The organism is Paraburkholderia sp. RL18-101-BIB-B (assembly GCF_046026985.1).
In the GTDB taxonomy this organism is placed as follows: Bacteria; Pseudomonadota; Gammaproteobacteria; order Burkholderiales; family Burkholderiaceae; genus Paraburkholderia.
The window spans coordinates 35,402-50,790 of record NZ_JARESV010000016.1; the positions used below are offsets into that span (position 1 = coordinate 35,402).

Here is a 15,389-nt window from a genome sequence, read left to right on the forward strand (position 1 = left end):
TTAGCCGAAGCGATCCGCCTCGGCCGTCCCACGCTCACGACACCGCCAAACACATACCTTTGCTGCGACACGGGACGGATTGTTACGGCTGTGCGCCGTTTCGGCTCGATAGATGAGCGACGGCTTTCCAGGCAGCACTGCGGGCGGCGACCAATGTCGAGGGGCATTCCGCGCGTGTGACATTGGCGGCCACACTGTCGCCGCGCAGCGGCCCGCCTCGATGCGGGGCCGCTACCCGTGCTTCGATCCGACAACGTCCAGCACCTCCGACGAAGACGCGGGTGTCGCGGTCAGTGCAGCCGCCGACGCTGCTTCAGCCGAAACCAACCCATTCAACCTTCGTTCGGATCATATGGCGACGCCCGGTTTTCAACCTTCCATTTCTTCTCAGCTTCCGTATCAGGCCGAGGTGGTCGAATGCCGTCGATCAACCACAATTCTCGCGGCGTTTCGCCGACATGCAACTCGTAGTGATAGCCTCGATCCTGGACGAATGGCGCAATCGCAGCGTTCGCCTTGCGCAGCCAGGACGCCGTCCACTCGACGTCCTTGGAAATGTGTCTGGCGAATTGGTCTAATCTGATTCTGACAAAGTCGCTTCGCGGCTCACCCCCCATGAAGAAGGTGTCTTTCGGCTGTTCATGAAACAGAACACCTACGTAGAAGCGAGGAATGATGTAAATGTCGGCGATTCGCTTGGCCATTTCCTGCTTGTCATCTGCCGTGTAGGCGCCGACCGGATGATAGATGTTCCACAAAGGCATTTTAGTCTCCATGCATCAATAGATGCCGCGTTTCTTAAGTCAGAACATCTAAGTCTCTTGCGAGAAATGATGAACTTGACATCAGTGAGGCGGCGGTATCGGTAGCCCAGGGACAGGCTACCGGTTAAAACCATTGCTCCTCGCAGCGCAGCGTTCTTAGGGACGGCGATCCCGCTCGGCACCGTGGCACGCTCTTACCCGGTTCTATTGGCGACCGGGAAGGCCGAGTATGCTGCGAGCCTCGTCAGGCGTTGCCACGTCTGCGCCGATACTTTTGACGATAGCGACCGCACGTTTAACCAGTGCCGCGTTGCCCGGTGCCAGTTCGCCTTTGGCAAGATAAAGATTGTCCTCGAGACCGACGCGGACATGGCCGCCAAGAATCACGCTTTGCGCCACGATCGGAAATTGGGCGCGCGAGATGCCGAACGCCGACCAATGCGCATTCTCGGGCAGATACCGCTTCATCTGAAGAAGGCTCTCGGTGTCAGCGGACGCTCCCCATGGAACACCAAGACACAACTGGAACAGCGGAGCCTGCAGAATCCCCTGCGTTTCGATCAGGTGGCGCGCGAGGCGCACGTGCCCGAGATCGAATACCTCGATTTCCGGCTTCACGCCTGCTTCCTCAATCAAGGTTGCCATTTTGACGAGATGGTCGGGGACGTTGACGAATGCGCGATTGCCGAAGTTCATGGTCGCTACGTCCAGAGTGCAGATTTCCGGACGCAACTCGAGCACATGTTGGACGCGGGCCTCGGGCGTCATCATCGTACTCAATTCACTTCCCCGGTTCGGGTCTTCGTCGCTCGGAACGAAACGTGCCCCTGGGCCCGTCGTCAGATTGATCAATATCGGGCATCCACTACCGCGGATACGGGAAACGACTTCTTTATAGAGCGACAGCTCAGTGCTTGGAACGCCAGTCCTGGGGTCACGAACATGGATGTGCGCGATGCTCGCACCGGCCTCACATGCAGCAATCGCCTCATTGGCGATTTGCTCGGGCGTCACGGGCACTGCAGGGCTCAGCCGCGGGGTATCGTCGCTTCCAGTTATCGCGCAACTGATAATCGTCTTGTTCATCATAGTGTTCGGTCAAAGGGAAAGAGGAACGAGGCGCCACAATCGGGCCCTTCGTCATGGGAGCAGCGTGAGGCTCCCCGTTCAAGCGGCCCGTGCAGGGCCGAACGGTGCCGCCCCGACGGGGGCAACCCTGATCAGCTTCTTGTTGACGAACTCGTCGAAGCCCAACTGAGACAGCTCCCGGCCAAAACCTGAACGCTTGACGCCACCGAATGGCAGTTCCGCCGCCGTGCCGAACGGCTGATTGACGAACACCATGCCGCTGTCGATCTGCGCGGCGACCCGCTCGCCGCGTTCGGTATCCGCGGTGAACACCGACGCGCCAAGACCGAATGGCGTGCCATTAGCGAGTGCGATCGCGGCAGCTTCGTCCTCGACGACGTGGAAAGCGGCGACCGGGCCGAACAGCTCTTCGGCAAATACCGGGTTTTTCGGCGCGATGTCGGTTAGAACAGTCGGTTGCAAGTAGAAACCCGGGCGCTCGACGCGCTTGCCGCCACATGCGATGCGCGCGCCGTGCAATGTCGCGCGATCGATCTGCGCAAGCAGCAGATTCAGCGCGCGCTCGGATGCTACCGGGGCGACGGCGGTCGCCGGATCGGCCGGATCACCGGTCTCGAGCGCTGCCATCCGCTTCGCGAAGCCTTCGAGGAATGCGTCGCCGCGTGCCTTGCCGACCACGATGATGCGCTTGGAGCTGACGCATAGTTGACCTGAATTGAACATGCGGCCCGCGACCGCGCTCTGGATCGCCCAGTCGAGCGGCGCATCCTCGAGTACGATAAACGGATCGCTGCCGCCCAGTTCGAGCACGACTTTCTTCAGATTGCGGCCCGCACGTTCGGCGACGGCGGCGCCGGCGCGCTCGCTGCCCGTCAGCGTCACACCCTGGACGCGCGGATCGTCGATGACGCGCCCGGCCTGCTCGATCGAGATGAACAGATTCGTATATACGCCTTCGGGCGCACCCGCTTCCTCGAACAGTCGCGCGAAGGCCAATGCCGATTGCGGCACGTTTTCGGCATGCTTGAGCAGCAGGACGTTACCCACCATCAGTTGGGGCCCGGCCACTCGCGCAATCTGGTAGTACGGTAAGTTCCACGGCTCGATGCCTAGCAGCACACCGACCGGCTCGACGTGCACGGCCGCGCCGGGCGCTTCTGCAAGCGGCCGGGGCTGCAGATAGGTTTGTGCGTGCTTCGCGTAGTAGTCGAGAATGCTGGCCGCCGATTCGACTTCCCTAAGCGCTTCACCGCTGCGTTTGCCCATTTCCAGCGTCAGATAGCCGGCGTATTCGACAGCCTTTTCCCGCAACAGCGCCGCGGCGCGCGACACAATGCGCGCCCGATCGCTGACCGGACGGCGGCGCCAATCGGTTTCAAAAGCGCGATGCGCGGCAGCGAGCTTCGCTTCGAGCAATTGGTCGGATATGTCGTCGTAGGTGGCGAGCAGTTCGCCGGTAGCAGGATTGACAGTCGTGTACGGCATGGAGTTCTCCGCGAAAAGGTTGGCATTGAGTCATCGCATTGACTAATGTTAACGCCGTTATCTCACCTTCCGACCAAATTTTTTGACCAGGAATAACCCTCATTGAACTTGATGTTAACGGTGTTACTATGGTCAGGTATTTTTTAAATTGAGGAAGCGAAATGGCAAAGGGATATTGGGTGGCAGCGTATCGGGCGGTCCATGACGCAAGCAAACTCGCTGCGTACGGCGTCCTCGCGACACAGGTGGTGAAAGCAGCCGGCGGGAAATTCCTGGTGCGAGGCGGCGAGGTCGTTGCGTTCCAGGCGGGTCTCAAGGAACGGACCGTCGTGGTCGAATTTCCGAGCTTCGAACAGGCTCTTGCCACGTTTCAGAGCGAGGCTTATCAGAAAGCGTTGGCCGTACTGGCGGACGGAGCGGAAAGGGACGCGCGCGTCGTCGCAGGCGTCGACGACTGAGAGGCTCGCTGGAGGCCAACGAGGCCGGGTGCACTGTATGACAGCGCGAGCGTTGTTCGCTCTGGGGCCGCCAGCATTCCATCACACGCCTGATGTCCAGGCTATCTGATGGTTGAAGTGCTTCGCGATGCACGGACGGGACCAACCTCAGGTCTTGACGGGCACACGCATATCGAATCGATCGTGCCATTCTGTTGTCGTTCGGTATGCTACCGATATCGCATCACAGACTGCATTACGACGTTCGAATAGTCGAACTCCGTCTCGGGTCTCGCCGTAGTCTGATTGTCTTTGCTGCGACAAAGAAACGAACCTCTCCAGTCCTTCCTTTTTCGGTCAGGGAAAACGCTGGTAACAGAACAACACTCTCATGTTATGCTTGTTAACATATAAATCGAAAAACACTTGAACCTGACGAAATGGAGCAAGAATGGACGAAGCAATTGTTCTGAAAGAACTCAAAGGTCATGTGACGGTTCTTACGATGAACCGTCGCCCACATAACCTGATGGGTCCGACGCTGTATCGCGCGCTACTCGAAGAATTCGACGAAGCGGTGAAACGCGGCTCGCGCGCGATCCTGCTGCGCAGCGGTCTGCGGCACTTCTCGGCCGGTGCCGAAGTCTCGCTTTTTCCGGATCGCATTGCCAGGCAGGGCAAGGCGCTGATGGATCCGCTCGAGGTGCTTCGCGGCTTCGAGACACTACCGATCCCGATCGTCGTCGCGGTGAACGGTACATGCCTTGGCGGTGGCTTTGAAGTGGCGCTCGCCTGCGACTTCAGCGTGGTCGCCGAATCGGCCAAGATCGGGTCAGTCGAGGTCGCGCTCGGCCTGCATCCGCTGCTCGGCGGCATCCAGCGTCAGGTGATGCGGGCCGGCCCAGCGCGTGCAAAAGAGCTCGCGATGCTCGGCCGCCGTTACGACGCGGCAACGCTCGAACGCTGGGGCCTGATCAATCTCGTCGTGCCCGACGACAAACTCGATGAAGTCGCGCTGTCGGTTGCTCAGGAACTGGCGGCCGGCCCGACCGTCGCGCATGCCGCGACCAAGCAGCTCGTACGGGTCGCGGTCAACGAGGGTGTCGCTGCCGCCGACGAAGCGATGTTCGAAGTGCAGAAGCCAATCTGGGCGTCGCAAGATCTCAAGCGTGGGCTTGAGGCCTTCGATACCGCCGGCCCCGGCACCGCCACTTTCGAAGGGAATTGACATGGCCGGACCACTCGAAGGAATCAAAGTCGTCGATTTTTCGCGGGTGCTGGCAGGTCCGCTGTGCGCCCGGACGCTGGCCGATCTCGGCGCCGACGTTATCAAGATCGAGCCGCCGCGGCCCGATGTGTCGCGTGCCGCATTCCCGAATCGCGACGGCATGTCGGGCTACTACGCGCAGCAAAATAGCGGCAAACGCAACGTCAGCATCGATCTGAACGCGCCGCACGCACGCGAGCTTGTGCTACGCCTGTGCGACGAGGCGGACATCATCGTAGAGAATTTTCGGGCCGGCACGCTCAAAGGGTTTGGACTCGACTACGAGACGCTCGCGAGGCGCAATCCAAAGCTGGTCTACGTCTCCATCACCGGATACGGCCAGCGCGGCCCCTGGGCCTCGCGCATGGCCTACGCGCCGACAGTGCAGGCTGAAACGGGATTCACGCACAACACATTACGCCATTTCGACAGCGCGGGTGACGGCCCCAGGTGGACCGATCCCCTGTCGCACGCGGACGTCTATGCTGGCCTGCAAGCGACGATCGCCGTGCTCGCAGCAATGCGCAAATGTGAAGTAACGGGGCGCGGCCAATACATCGACGTCGCGATGGCTGCCGTGATGCTGTCGATCAACGAACGCGCTCACCTCGATCTCGCGGGTGTCGATACCGGTGCAGAGCCAGGCATTCTCGGCGCCGCCGACGGCCCGCATTTCGTCGGCCCCGGCGGCGAAGAGTTCGTGGCAGCGCAAAGCATCATCGGCAGCAACACGTTTCCGAATTACTTGCGCGCCATGCGCCGTATGGACCTTGCGCAGGATCCACGCTTCAGGACCGCTGAGCGCCGCCTGCAGAACTACAAGGCACTGCACGCAGTGATCCAGACGTGGATGCTCTCGTTCCGCGATCTCAGGACGCTCGATGCGCAGCTCGACGAGGCCAAGATCGCGATAGGCCAGATCCGTACGCTGAAGGAATTGGCAGAGACCGATTGGGCGAAGCAGTGGGGTGCTGTGCACGAGGTCCCGGATCGCCGCGGCGGTTCGTATCTCATCCACGGCTATCCATGGCGCTTTTCCGATGACGAGCTTGGAATGCGCAGCGCACCGGCATTTCGCGGCGAACACAACGAGCAGGTGTTCCGCGGTGCGGGCTTGTCGGAGGGCGAGGTTCGCCGGGCGATTGATGCGGGCATTCTGGTCGGCGGCCCGCCACCGTCCGCGAAGGAGATCGACGCCGCTGTTGTTGCGGAAGCACGGGCCAACTAAATGCAACCTCGTGTCGCGGCGCGCTAACGGGCTGTAGCCCGTGCGCAAGCGCTGTCGCGACAGTTGCACGTGACAGGCGGCGTCTTGCACTGACACGCCACCGTCGCGAGCGGTCGATTGCGCTGGAGTAAAACATGATCGTTACGATAGATGAGACCCACGACGCCGCGGCGCTCAGTTGGGTTGAAAGCGCCAATACGCTGGAAACCGATTTCCCCTTGCAGAACCTTCCTCTAGGCGTATTTCGTACAGAGGCAAACCTTATGCCGCGAATCGGTGTGCGTATCGGCGATGCTGTTCTCGATGTGCATCGATTGCTCTTGGCGGACGCAATTGAGGTGCATTCGCCCGAAGACGACGCACTGCGGCAGAACACCTTGAATGCATGGATGGCGTTGGGACGGGCGTCTTCGTCGGCATTGCGGCGCAAACTGTTTGCGCTCCTGCATTCGTCCACGGAAGGGGCGGTTCGCGAGACCGTGTCGAATTGTCTGGTGCCCGCGAGCGCATGCACGATGATGTTGCCATCGCAGATTGGAGATTTCACCGACTTTTATACGTCGATTTATCACGCGAGACGGGCCGGCGAACTCGTGAGGCCGGACGCACCCGTCCATCCCAACTTCAGAAGCATGCCGATTGCCTATCACGGACGAGCGTCGTCGGTGACGGTCAGCGGTGAGCCATGCCGTCGGCCACTCGGACAAACCAGTGCGACGAGTGGATATCGGCCGACGACCAAGCTCGATTTCGAGCTCGAAGTCGGCTTTTACGTGGGCGAGAAGACGCATGCGATGAAGCGGTTGTCCGTCGACTCCGCTGAAGATCACCTGTTCGGTCTCTGCCTTGTCAACGACTGGTCCGCGCGGGACATCCAGCGCTGGGAAAGCGCACCGCTGGGTCCCTTTCTGGCGAAGAGCTTTATGACCAGTGCGTCGCCATGGGTGGTCACGGCAGAGGCGATTGCGCCATTCAGGGTTGCCGCGCCAATACGTGGCGACGACGCGCCGCCGCTTGCGGCACACCTTACGTCGGCTTCCCACACAGCCTCGGCAGCCATCGACATCTCCCTGCGCGCCACGCTGCAAAGCCGAAGCATGAGGCAGGCGGGCATAGCCGGCGTCGATATGGCGACCCCCAACTTCAAAGATCAGTACTGGTCCGTATCGCAGATGCTGACCCACCACGCCAGTAACGGGTGTCCGTTGCGCAGCGGTGATCTGATTTCGAGCGGCACCGTATCGGGACCCGAGCGCGCTGACAGCGGATGTTTGCTGGAGCGGACCCGCGACGGGCGGGAACCGATCACTCTGCCGACGGGCGAAGTGCGAACGTATCTCGAAGACGGGGACACCGTCTCTTTTTCCGGCCGATGCAGGCGGGCAGGTTTCAGGACGATCGGCTTCGGAGAGTGCGTCGCAGAAGTGACCGGCGACCTTTGATAACCGCAGTGCGCCTCGTATTACCGGTATCAACACAACACGTCGGAGGACCGAATGGAAGTGGTGAAGCAAGCCTGTGTAGACGGGTCATCATCAGATGACAACGCCCTCCTGCGGAAAGCCTACGCTTCGGCCCAATGGAGGATACTGCCGATATTGTTTGGCCTATGGATGCTGGCGTGGGTCGGTCGTTCGAACGTTGCTTTTGCGAAGTTGCAGATGGTCGTGGATCTGCGATTCAGCGAAACGGTATATGGATTAGGCGCCGGGCTTTTCTTCGTCGGCTATGTGCTGTTCGGCGTGCCTACGACCATGTTGCAAAAAAAGTTCGGTGCACGCGCCGTGCTTGCCGGTGTCGCCGGCGGCTGGGGCATGACGAGTGTTGCGATGACGTTCGTCAATAGCGCACCGACGTTCTACGCGTTGAGGTTCCTGCTCGGTGTATTCGAGGCCGGGTTCTACCCAGGTGTAGTGTTGTACTTCAATGCGTGGTTCCCGGGGACAAGGCGTACCCGCAATTTCAGTATTTTCCACTCCGGGTCGCTCTTCTCGACCGTCATGATTGGCTTGACGGGGGGATTCGTGCTCGAGCACTTAAACGGACTGGCCGGCTTCCAGGGCTGGCGATGGATGTTCTTCACTCAAGCTATCCCAACGATCGTGTTGGCGTGCGTCGCGTTCGCGATACTTCCGGACCTGCCTGGCGGCGCGACGTGGCTTTCGGCGCGACAGCGTGAGCTCATCGAGGACGATCTCAGGAAGAATGCCGAAACGATGGACGACATCGGCGTAGACGAGCGTCCCCTGTTACTCAACCCCGCTGTCTGGATCCTGAGCGCCGCTTATTTCTGCCTCCTTGCCGCCACGGCGGCACTATTTTTCTTCTCCCCGACGATACTGCGTGAGGCGGGATTCGGCGGGTACAATGAGATCGGCCGTGCCGTTGCCGGTGCCTGCATTCTGGGGGCATTGGGCAATGTGCTCATCTGCAGCATCGGGGGCGCCCCGCATCGCCGCCGGCTCTTCTGTGCGCTGGCGTCGGTCTTCACTGCGGTAAGCCTCTCGGCGCTCGTGTTTGTTTGGCACAGTAGTACCACCGCGACTTTCTTCCTGCTTGTTCTTGGCTTCGCGGGAACGGGGGCTGGTATAACGCTCTTCTGGCAGATGTCCGTCGGCCTGCTCAGCGGTAAGTCGCTGGTCGTTGGCGTGCCGTTAATCAGTTCCGTCGCCAATGTCGCTGGCTTCGTTACGCCCTTTGTGATCGGGTATGTTCGCGACGCAACGGGAACTTATGCGAGTGGATTCATCATGGTGGCCTGTGTCCAGGCACTTGGCGTCGTTGTTCTTCTGTTCGGCGTGCAGCGCATTGTCAGGAGGCGATCGCCGGTTGGCGATATATCGGTTAAAAGTGCAACGTGATTAGTCGATGCCGACGTGGGCGCGGCAGGCGCTCCCGGCAAGTACCCGCGTTTTGCACCGAAAAGCCGTTCTGGGCACTGCGCACCTCTGAGCGGCCAGGCATGCGATGTATTCCGACGCCCAGCCCCGCAACCGAGCCGCTAGAATGCCAGTAGCGACGCATGCTTGTTTAACGCGTGATCCGCGATATTGCGTGCCTCTCTGCGCAGAATTTATAATCATTTCCTTGTTTTGCTCCTCGAACGAAGGTCACGTGAGCCCCAAGTCATCTATCCCGAAGAATGCGGATTACCACCATGGCAATCTGCGCAACGCGCTCATCGAAGCGGGGCGCAGCGCGCTCATGGAGGTATCGGCACAAGACTTGAGCCTGCGTTACCTCGCGCGCATGGTGGGCGTATCAGAAGCCGCGCCCTCGCGACATTTTGCGGGTATCGACGAACTGCTGGCCACGATCGCGGCAAGCGGCTATCGTGACCTCGCTGCGCTGCGCGTTGCGATCCGTGATAGCGAGGATACGGCGCTTGCCAAAGCGTACCGGATGATGCGGGTGTATGTTGAGTTCGCGCAGCGCCACAATGGGCTGTTCGGTCTGATGATCGGGCCTCGCATCGTGGCGCATCAAGCGTATCCAGAACTCGCCGAAGAAAGTAACAGGTCGTTCGGGTTGTTTTCCGAGACGATCGAGGCGCTGGCTATCGAGAGTGGTTGGGCCCACTCCGATCTCAAACTCGTGACCCATACCGCGTGGAGTACGGAGCATGGTCTCGCCACACTGCTCCTGGCCAACCGCGCGCCGCGCGCGGACACGAAAGTGGCGATCCCCAAGTTGATCGACTTCGTCGTGATGACACTACTTGGCGCCATCACGGCGGGTCCGGATCATCTCCAGAGCGTGATTCAGCAATGCGCGCCCCTTCAGAAGCCAGCGGTTACACGCACAGCTCGAAAGCGCGCCAAAGCGTAGGCGTCGTCGCTGTCGAGAACGCGGCACCGGTGACGCGCTCTGGAATATCGTTTTGAACGTGTACGACGTCCTAATCAATGAGTGTTGAGTTCGAGACGATGTTGTGGGGCACGGGGTTGAGCCGACATTTGAATGGCCGAGCCCGATCCGACGTTGGATCAGCGGAATGCTCCGCCATTGATCGGTGCGCCTTAGGCAGACAATCGACCCGCGACGTTCTTTCGGTTTTCTCCGAAGCACACACCGCGAGCGCACCGCAGCTCATATCGGGACAACTTCCATGACCCGCACCGGCGATGTGGTTTCAATCACGCGCTCAAGTCCCAAACCTGAACCCTGGAGCAGTTGGTCGAATTCAGCTCCTGTACGCTCCCGCGCGGTACCGAACATGGCCATCATCTGCGTGTCGACCAGATAACCGCTCGGCCGTCCGATCGCCGGGTCGGGCTCAAGGATCTGCTCCACGATCAGTAAGCGCGCGCTTCGGTTCATTGCGGCACGGCAGTTGCGAAGAATTCGAATGCAATCTTCGTCGGACCAGTCGTGCAGAACGCGGATCAGAAGGTAGATGTCCGCGCCTTCAGGAACGAGATCAAAGAAGCTCCCGCCCTGGACATCGATTCTTCCGTTCAATCGCGCTTCCGGCGGTATTGCGGCTACGACGTCATCGCGGTCAAAAATTACTCCGCGCGGCGACGGGAACCGGGCGAGTACACGGCGCAGCGCCTCTCCGTTGCCACCACCAATGTCGACGATTAGGTTCGCCCCGGAAAAATCATAGCTAGCGGCAAGCGCCTGGTGCCGATGATCGGGGAAGTTCGCCATGAAGGCATCAAAACTCCGAGCCTCGTCGGCGTGTTCACGAAGGTACTGGAAGCGGCTCATGTTCCAGGCGGCTTCATGCGGAGTGTCGCCGGCGAGCGCAGCATCCAGAACACCCCAAGCCTTCCACGAGCCGGGCGCAGTCCAGAACCTTGCTCCGTAGTGAAGGCTGTTCGGTTCATCGGTCCTCAGGAGCGCGGAGAGTGGGACACGCGTCCGTCCGTGCTTATACGAAAGACGCCGAATGCGGCCAGCGCCCGTAGCACTCGAAGCAGTGGCGAAGCAAGCACTGCACAGGCTGTAGCCAACTCGCTGATATTGCGGCTTCCCGTTCTCGGAATCTTGTCCGCGAGACCAAGATCAGCCACCAGCCGGAGCATGCGCGAGACCTGAAATCCGCGAATGAGAAGATGGAGGGCTTCTCGATCATCCTCAGTTTCATGATCGGTCACGGCAAACCTCCGCAGTTGATTGCCTGCACTCAAAACCAGGGTTCCGGCCACCTCTGAGTCGCGTTGACCTGACCGGGACCTGCAGATGGCAATGCACGAATCACAAGCTACCGCAACCTATGCAGAGTCCCTGCGGCTCCTATCCGGCTGCCGGCAAACGCCAAGGCTGCGCGCTCAAGAAAATCGTCAGTGCAAGCGGCCGGCGCTGCTGGGACGCTTCCGCCGACGCCTATTGGTCGATCACGAAACGCCCGCGCACGGCTCTGCGGCGATGATCCGACTCGACCCCATCACGCGATCGTTCACACCTTAACCGTCTGAAACTACGTCTCGGACAGCGACAGCAACTAGCCGTCAGCCAATACGATCTCGAACGACAGCATCGCATGGCAGAAGCCTATGGACCTCGTCAAGCTCCTTGGCGTGATGCGCTCCCCATTCGATCAGAGAATCCAGGATGGGCCGCAGGCTTGCGCCAAGCGGGGTGAGCAGGTATTCGATCCCTTGACTATCCCCAGCGCTGGGCTGCCGGCTCACCACTCCGTGTTCCTCTAGCGCTCGCAGCTGCTCGATCAACACCTTCTGCGAGATGCCGGCAATGCGCTTCTCCAGCTCGCACGTGCGTTGCGGGCCATCCAGCAGCACATAGAGGATGACCGCCTTCCAGCGTCCTGAAAGGACGGCTAGCGCTCGCTCGCCCGGCAAGCCCGGTAGCTTGTTGATGATCTTCATTTGCTAACCACTGACCAAACGGTGTGTAGAGGGGGCGACTACCGAAAAGTAAGCTTTCGATCGTAACCAATCGAAGGAAGACATATGGCCAACCTGTTCGAATCTCAAGTCCTTGGCGGCATCGTTCCGCTGAAGAATCGCATTGTCCTGGCGCCCATGACTCGCACGCGGACGTCCGATCGCGATGTCCCCAATGAACTGATGGGTACCTATTATGGGCAGCGGGCCGGTGCCGGCCTGATCGTGACCGAGGCCACCGACGTTGCACCATCCAGCAAAGGCTACGCCTTGACGCCCGGCATCTACACAGAAGCCCAGCGGCAGGGCTGGCGTTGGGTGACCGATGAAGTTCACCGCCATGACGGCACGATATTTTTGCAGATATGGCATGTCGGCAGGATGGCGCATCCGTCGATCATGCCGAATGGCGAGCCCCCTTGGGGGGTAACCGGGGAACGGGCTGAGCATTCCGATGTGTTTGCCCACGATGCCGATGGCAAGTTGGGCTTCATTCGTGCAGGCACGCCAAGGCGCCTCAGCACCGATGAAGTGTCGGCTTTGGTCGGCACCTTTTCCCAGGCCTTCGCCAACGCCCGGCAGGCCGGTTTCGATGGTGTCGAAATCCACGGAGCCAACGGCTATCTGTTCGACCAGTTCATGAACTCGGTGCTCAACACCCGTGACGACCGCTACGGAGGCAGCAATGTCGAAGATCGCACGCGATTTCTGATGGAAGTCGTTGAAGCGGCGGTGCGTGAATTGGGTCCGGGGCGCGTTGGCGCTCGTTTGTCTCCGTTCGGCAAGTACAACTCCATGCCGGCAGACCCTCTTGCAGAGGAAACCCTGCTGTACGTGGCAGAGCAATTGGGTCGCCGCGGGGTCGCCTACATGCATCTGGTCTACCAGCTCATGCCTTCGGGAAACATGGAGAGCAGCGAGTTCAAGGAACGGCACATCGACCACGTTTTGCTCGCCAAGGTTCGCGCCGCTTTTCCGGGCGCGATTATCTGGTGCGGCGGCTTCACGAACCGCGAGAGCGCTCAGGCTGCGCTCGACACCGGGCTAGTGGACCTGATCGCCTTCGGCAGACCCTACATCGCAAACCCGGACCTGGCGGAGCGGCTCAAGCATGGCTGGCCGCTAGCCGAAGCCGACCCATCGACCTTCTATACCCGCCGCGGTGAAGTGGGCTACACGGACTTCCCCGCCTATTCGGTCGAGCGCGCGGAAAGTCGTTGAAGTGCGGGGTCCCAGCCTTGGCAGAGGAGCCCGGCGTGGGCTTCGATGCAGGAGTCGTGATCGCAACAAACGAATTCAATCGAGTCTCTGGGTTTGGAACAGCTTCGTAACCCACGCACATGAGAGAACAGAATGGCTACACCCGCAGCGTCAACTGAAATAGACGTATCAACAAAACTCCCAGTATTGGGATTACTTGCATTGGCCACAGCCTGCTTCATTGGAATGATGACCGAGGCAATGCCGGCCGGATTGTTGCCGCAGATTGGCGCGGATTTGAATGTTTCGGAAGCGCTGACTGGGCAGCTCGTCACTGCCTATGCGATTGGCTCGATAATCGCAGCTATCCCCTTGACGGCCATGACACGCGGATGGCGTAGAAGGTCAGTGCTGCTGCTGGCCATCGGTGGCTTCTTCGTGCTGAATACGGTGACGGCCCTGTCGACGAACTACGCGATTACACTCGCAGCACGGTTCTTCGCGGGAGTCTTCGCTGGCCTGCTTTGGGCTCTTGTTGCGGGTCACGCCAGTCGCATGGCCCCCGAACATCTGCGCGGCCGCGCCATCGCGATAGCGATGGTAGGCGCACCAATCGCACTGTCGCTTGGTATCCCGCTCAGCACCGTCCTCGGACAGGCTGTTGGCTGGCGCTCCGCCTTTGGCGTCATGAGCGCCTTGACAGTTCTGTTGCTGGCGTGGGTACGCTTTGGCGTACCCGACTTTCCGGGCCTCGCCGCAAGTCGCCACGTGTCCATCGGCAAAGTGTTTGGCATTCCGGGTGTGAAGCCTGTGCTGATCGTCACGCTCGCGTATGCGATGTCCCACAACGTCATCTATACCTACATCTCGCCGTTCCTCGCCTCGTCAGGCATGTCGGGCAGCGTGCAAACAGCATTGTTCGTCTTCGGCATGAGTGCTCTCGTCGGCATCTGGATTATCGGCGTCCTCGTTGACCAGTGGCTGCGAGAACTCGTCCTTGCTAGCGTCGCTATGTTCTGCCTCGCCTCCGCAGCAATGTTCATCTGGCAAGAGTCTCCTTTCGTAATCTATGCGAGCATCGCAGCGTGGGGGCTTAGCTTCGGCGGTGCCGGAACGCTGTATCAGAATGCATCCGCAAATGCTGCTGGCGAGGCGGCTGATGTCGCACAGTCGATATTCGTCACTTGCTGGAATATTGCGATTGCAGGCGGCGGCCTGGTCGGTGGCGCGATGCTTACGACGCTTGGCGCTCGTTACCTGCCTGGCGTGATTGCTCTTCTGCTCGTGCCGACATTCCTGGTGGTCTGGTTCGGTCGCCGCCACGCCTTCCCGGCAAAGTGACGAACCTGGAAACGCTATCTGGGGTGGCGCAGACGTTCGAACGTCTGCATGAAGGCATGGATCAACGTCCCAATGTGGCCGACTTCCGCCCTACGAGCGATCGGCCGTAGCCGACGCTTCCCGGACGCTCGACAACCGGTGGGCGTATTCTCTTTTCGGAGGTGCGATGGTCATTCGAGGCGCTGGCGCCTGACTTTCTTCTCTTTGTACAGTGGCCTTCTTCCGGTGACTGGACTAAGGCAAAATAAACGCGGAAGTCACGCGCGACCGGCGGTATCGCACCGCTCGAGTTGCGCCAATCGGACGCGTGGAGATGCGCTATGGAAAACCTCATGAGAAACTGCTCGGCGCTTGCCGCGTTGACGCTCCTGCTGACTGGATATGCCGCCGCCGGCGTGCCACAAAGCGCGCCACATCTGAGCCCAACGGAGTGCCGTGACCTGGCCGCGATTAGAAGCAACGCGCCTCGGACGAAGTCGCAACACCAAAGCGAGCTTTCGGCCCTGAGGAAAGCGGGCTACAACCCATCACCTTGGCACAACGACCCACACTACCCAGCGAATCTACACGCGGCGCAGCGCCAGGTCGACCATTGGTTCGAAACGGAATGCAAGCAGTCACATCCCAAGTGAGAGGCCCCTGGAGCCACTACGGACCTCCTCGGACTTAGCGCGCAGTGCAGCGCAGCGCTGATCCCTTGCAGCGTGGGCTGCAGGTTGTTTTGCG

Annotated in this window: 15 protein-coding genes; 9 read left to right on the forward strand and 6 right to left on the reverse strand. The window is 60.2% G+C overall.

Annotated features, from left to right (window positions below; translation table 11 throughout):
- Positions 1-332: 332 nt before the first annotated feature.
- The 3 genes from P0D73_RS22550 to P0D73_RS22560 all read right to left on the reverse strand — a co-directional run bounded on the left by P0D73_RS22550 (position 333) and on the right by P0D73_RS22560 (position 3,338).
- Positions 333-764 (reverse strand): tautomerase family protein, encoded by a 432-nt coding sequence (locus P0D73_RS22550; protein WP_408179550.1) that lies wholly within the window; start codon positions 762-764, stop codon positions 333-335.
- Positions 765-968: 204 nt separating this feature from the next.
- On the reverse strand, positions 969-1,853 hold the full coding sequence (locus P0D73_RS22555; protein WP_408319530.1) for a beta-keto acid cleavage family enzyme: 885 nt from the start codon (positions 1,851-1,853) through the stop codon (positions 969-971).
- Between the two features lie 78 nt (positions 1,854-1,931).
- Complete coding sequence (locus P0D73_RS22560) at positions 1,932-3,338, reverse strand: NAD-dependent succinate-semialdehyde dehydrogenase (protein WP_408319528.1); 1,407 nt, start codon at positions 3,336-3,338, stop codon at positions 1,932-1,934.
- A 161-nt stretch (positions 3,339-3,499) separates the two neighbouring features.
- Between P0D73_RS22560 and P0D73_RS22565 the strand changes: the two genes are divergently transcribed.
- The 6 genes from P0D73_RS22565 (at position 3,500) to P0D73_RS22590 (ending at position 10,098) form a co-directional block, all read left to right on the forward strand.
- Complete coding sequence (locus P0D73_RS22565) at positions 3,500-3,796, forward strand: DUF1330 domain-containing protein (protein WP_132379680.1); 297 nt, start codon at positions 3,500-3,502, stop codon at positions 3,794-3,796.
- A 430-nt stretch (positions 3,797-4,226) separates the two neighbouring features.
- Positions 4,227-5,003, forward strand: a complete 777-nt coding sequence (locus P0D73_RS22570) for an enoyl-CoA hydratase/isomerase family protein (protein WP_408319526.1) — start codon at positions 4,227-4,229, stop codon at positions 5,001-5,003.
- Between the two features lies 1 nt (position 5,004).
- Positions 5,005-6,270 carry a CaiB/BaiF CoA transferase family protein gene (locus tag P0D73_RS22575; protein ID WP_408319524.1) on the forward strand — a complete coding sequence of 422 codons (1,266 nt, stop codon included), beginning with the start codon at positions 5,005-5,007 and terminating at the stop codon, positions 6,268-6,270.
- A gap of 134 nt (positions 6,271-6,404) precedes the next feature.
- The gene (gene fahA / locus P0D73_RS22580) at positions 6,405-7,712 is read left to right on the forward strand and encodes a fumarylacetoacetase (RefSeq protein WP_408319523.1); all 1,308 of its coding nucleotides are present in this window, start codon (positions 6,405-6,407) and stop codon (positions 7,710-7,712) included.
- Between the two features lie 54 nt (positions 7,713-7,766).
- Complete coding sequence (locus tag P0D73_RS22585; protein ID WP_408432926.1) at positions 7,767-9,131, forward strand: MFS transporter; 1,365 nt, start codon at positions 7,767-7,769, stop codon at positions 9,129-9,131.
- 145 nt (positions 9,132-9,276) lie between these two features.
- Positions 9,277-10,098, forward strand: a complete 822-nt coding sequence (locus P0D73_RS22590) for a TetR/AcrR family transcriptional regulator (RefSeq protein ID WP_408292419.1) — start codon at positions 9,277-9,279, stop codon at positions 10,096-10,098.
- A 261-nt stretch (positions 10,099-10,359) separates the two neighbouring features.
- Here the strand turns inward: P0D73_RS22590 and P0D73_RS22595 are convergent, their stop codons facing one another.
- The 3 genes from P0D73_RS22595 to P0D73_RS22600 form a co-directional block, all read right to left on the reverse strand.
- A complete protein-coding gene (locus P0D73_RS22595; RefSeq protein WP_408432946.1) occupies positions 10,360-11,217 on the reverse strand; it encodes a methyltransferase in 858 nt (285 codons plus the stop codon).
- Positions 11,109-11,423 (reverse strand): methyltransferase family protein, encoded by a 315-nt coding sequence (locus P0D73_RS47000; RefSeq protein ID WP_459252575.1) that lies wholly within the window; start codon positions 11,421-11,423, stop codon positions 11,109-11,111. The genes P0D73_RS22595 and P0D73_RS47000 overlap by 109 nt, the downstream gene beginning before the upstream one ends.
- 303 nt (positions 11,424-11,726) lie before the next feature.
- Positions 11,727-12,104: a winged helix-turn-helix transcriptional regulator gene (locus tag P0D73_RS22600; protein WP_132379694.1), complete on the reverse strand. Its 378-nt coding sequence runs from the start codon at positions 12,102-12,104 to the stop codon at positions 11,727-11,729.
- An 84-nt stretch (positions 12,105-12,188) separates the two neighbouring features.
- Between P0D73_RS22600 and P0D73_RS22605 the strand changes: the two genes are divergently transcribed.
- The 3 genes from P0D73_RS22605 (at position 12,189) to P0D73_RS22615 (ending at position 15,295) form a co-directional block, all read left to right on the forward strand.
- The gene (locus P0D73_RS22605; protein WP_408317642.1) at positions 12,189-13,343 is read left to right on the forward strand and encodes an alkene reductase; all 1,155 of its coding nucleotides are present in this window, start codon (positions 12,189-12,191) and stop codon (positions 13,341-13,343) included.
- A gap of 132 nt (positions 13,344-13,475) precedes the next feature.
- Positions 13,476-14,663 (forward strand): MFS transporter, encoded by a 1,188-nt coding sequence (locus P0D73_RS22610; RefSeq protein WP_408317644.1) that lies wholly within the window; start codon positions 13,476-13,478, stop codon positions 14,661-14,663.
- A 320-nt stretch (positions 14,664-14,983) separates the two neighbouring features.
- The gene (locus P0D73_RS22615) at positions 14,984-15,295 is read left to right on the forward strand and encodes a DUF4148 domain-containing protein (protein ID WP_408317646.1); all 312 of its coding nucleotides are present in this window, start codon (positions 14,984-14,986) and stop codon (positions 15,293-15,295) included.
- Positions 15,296-15,389: the final 94 nt, after the last annotated feature.

What these genes read in the sequence shown, in the direction of transcription:
- P0D73_RS22560 (WP_408319528.1), bottom strand. Translation starts at nt 3,338, where the DNA reads ATGCCGTACACGACTGTCAATCCTGCTACCGGCGAACTGCTCGCCACC.
- P0D73_RS22585 (WP_408432926.1), top strand. Translation starts at nt 7,767, where the DNA reads ATGGAAGTGGTGAAGCAAGCCTGTGTAGACGGGTCATCATCAGATGAC.
- P0D73_RS22600 (WP_132379694.1), bottom strand. Translation starts at nt 12,104, where the DNA reads ATGAAGATCATCAACAAGCTACCGGGCTTGCCGGGCGAGCGAGCGCTA.
- P0D73_RS22570 (WP_408319526.1), top strand. Translation starts at nt 4,227, where the DNA reads ATGGACGAAGCAATTGTTCTGAAAGAACTCAAAGGTCATGTGACGGTT.
- P0D73_RS22590 (WP_408292419.1), top strand. Translation starts at nt 9,277, where the DNA reads ATGCCAGTAGCGACGCATGCTTGTTTAACGCGTGATCCGCGATATTGC.
- P0D73_RS22615 (WP_408317646.1), top strand. Translation starts at nt 14,984, where the DNA reads ATGGAAAACCTCATGAGAAACTGCTCGGCGCTTGCCGCGTTGACGCTC.
- P0D73_RS22610 (WP_408317644.1), top strand. Translation starts at nt 13,476, where the DNA reads ATGGCTACACCCGCAGCGTCAACTGAAATAGACGTATCAACAAAACTC.
- P0D73_RS22555 (WP_408319530.1), bottom strand. Translation starts at nt 1,853, where the DNA reads ATGATGAACAAGACGATTATCAGTTGCGCGATAACTGGAAGCGACGAT.
- fahA (WP_408319523.1), top strand. Translation starts at nt 6,405, where the DNA reads ATGATCGTTACGATAGATGAGACCCACGACGCCGCGGCGCTCAGTTGG.
- P0D73_RS22575 (WP_408319524.1), top strand. Translation starts at nt 5,005, where the DNA reads ATGGCCGGACCACTCGAAGGAATCAAAGTCGTCGATTTTTCGCGGGTG.
- P0D73_RS22550 (WP_408179550.1), bottom strand. Translation starts at nt 764, where the DNA reads ATGCCTTTGTGGAACATCTATCATCCGGTCGGCGCCTACACGGCAGAT.
- P0D73_RS22605 (WP_408317642.1), top strand. Translation starts at nt 12,189, where the DNA reads ATGGCCAACCTGTTCGAATCTCAAGTCCTTGGCGGCATCGTTCCGCTG.
- P0D73_RS22565 (WP_132379680.1), top strand. Translation starts at nt 3,500, where the DNA reads ATGGCAAAGGGATATTGGGTGGCAGCGTATCGGGCGGTCCATGACGCA.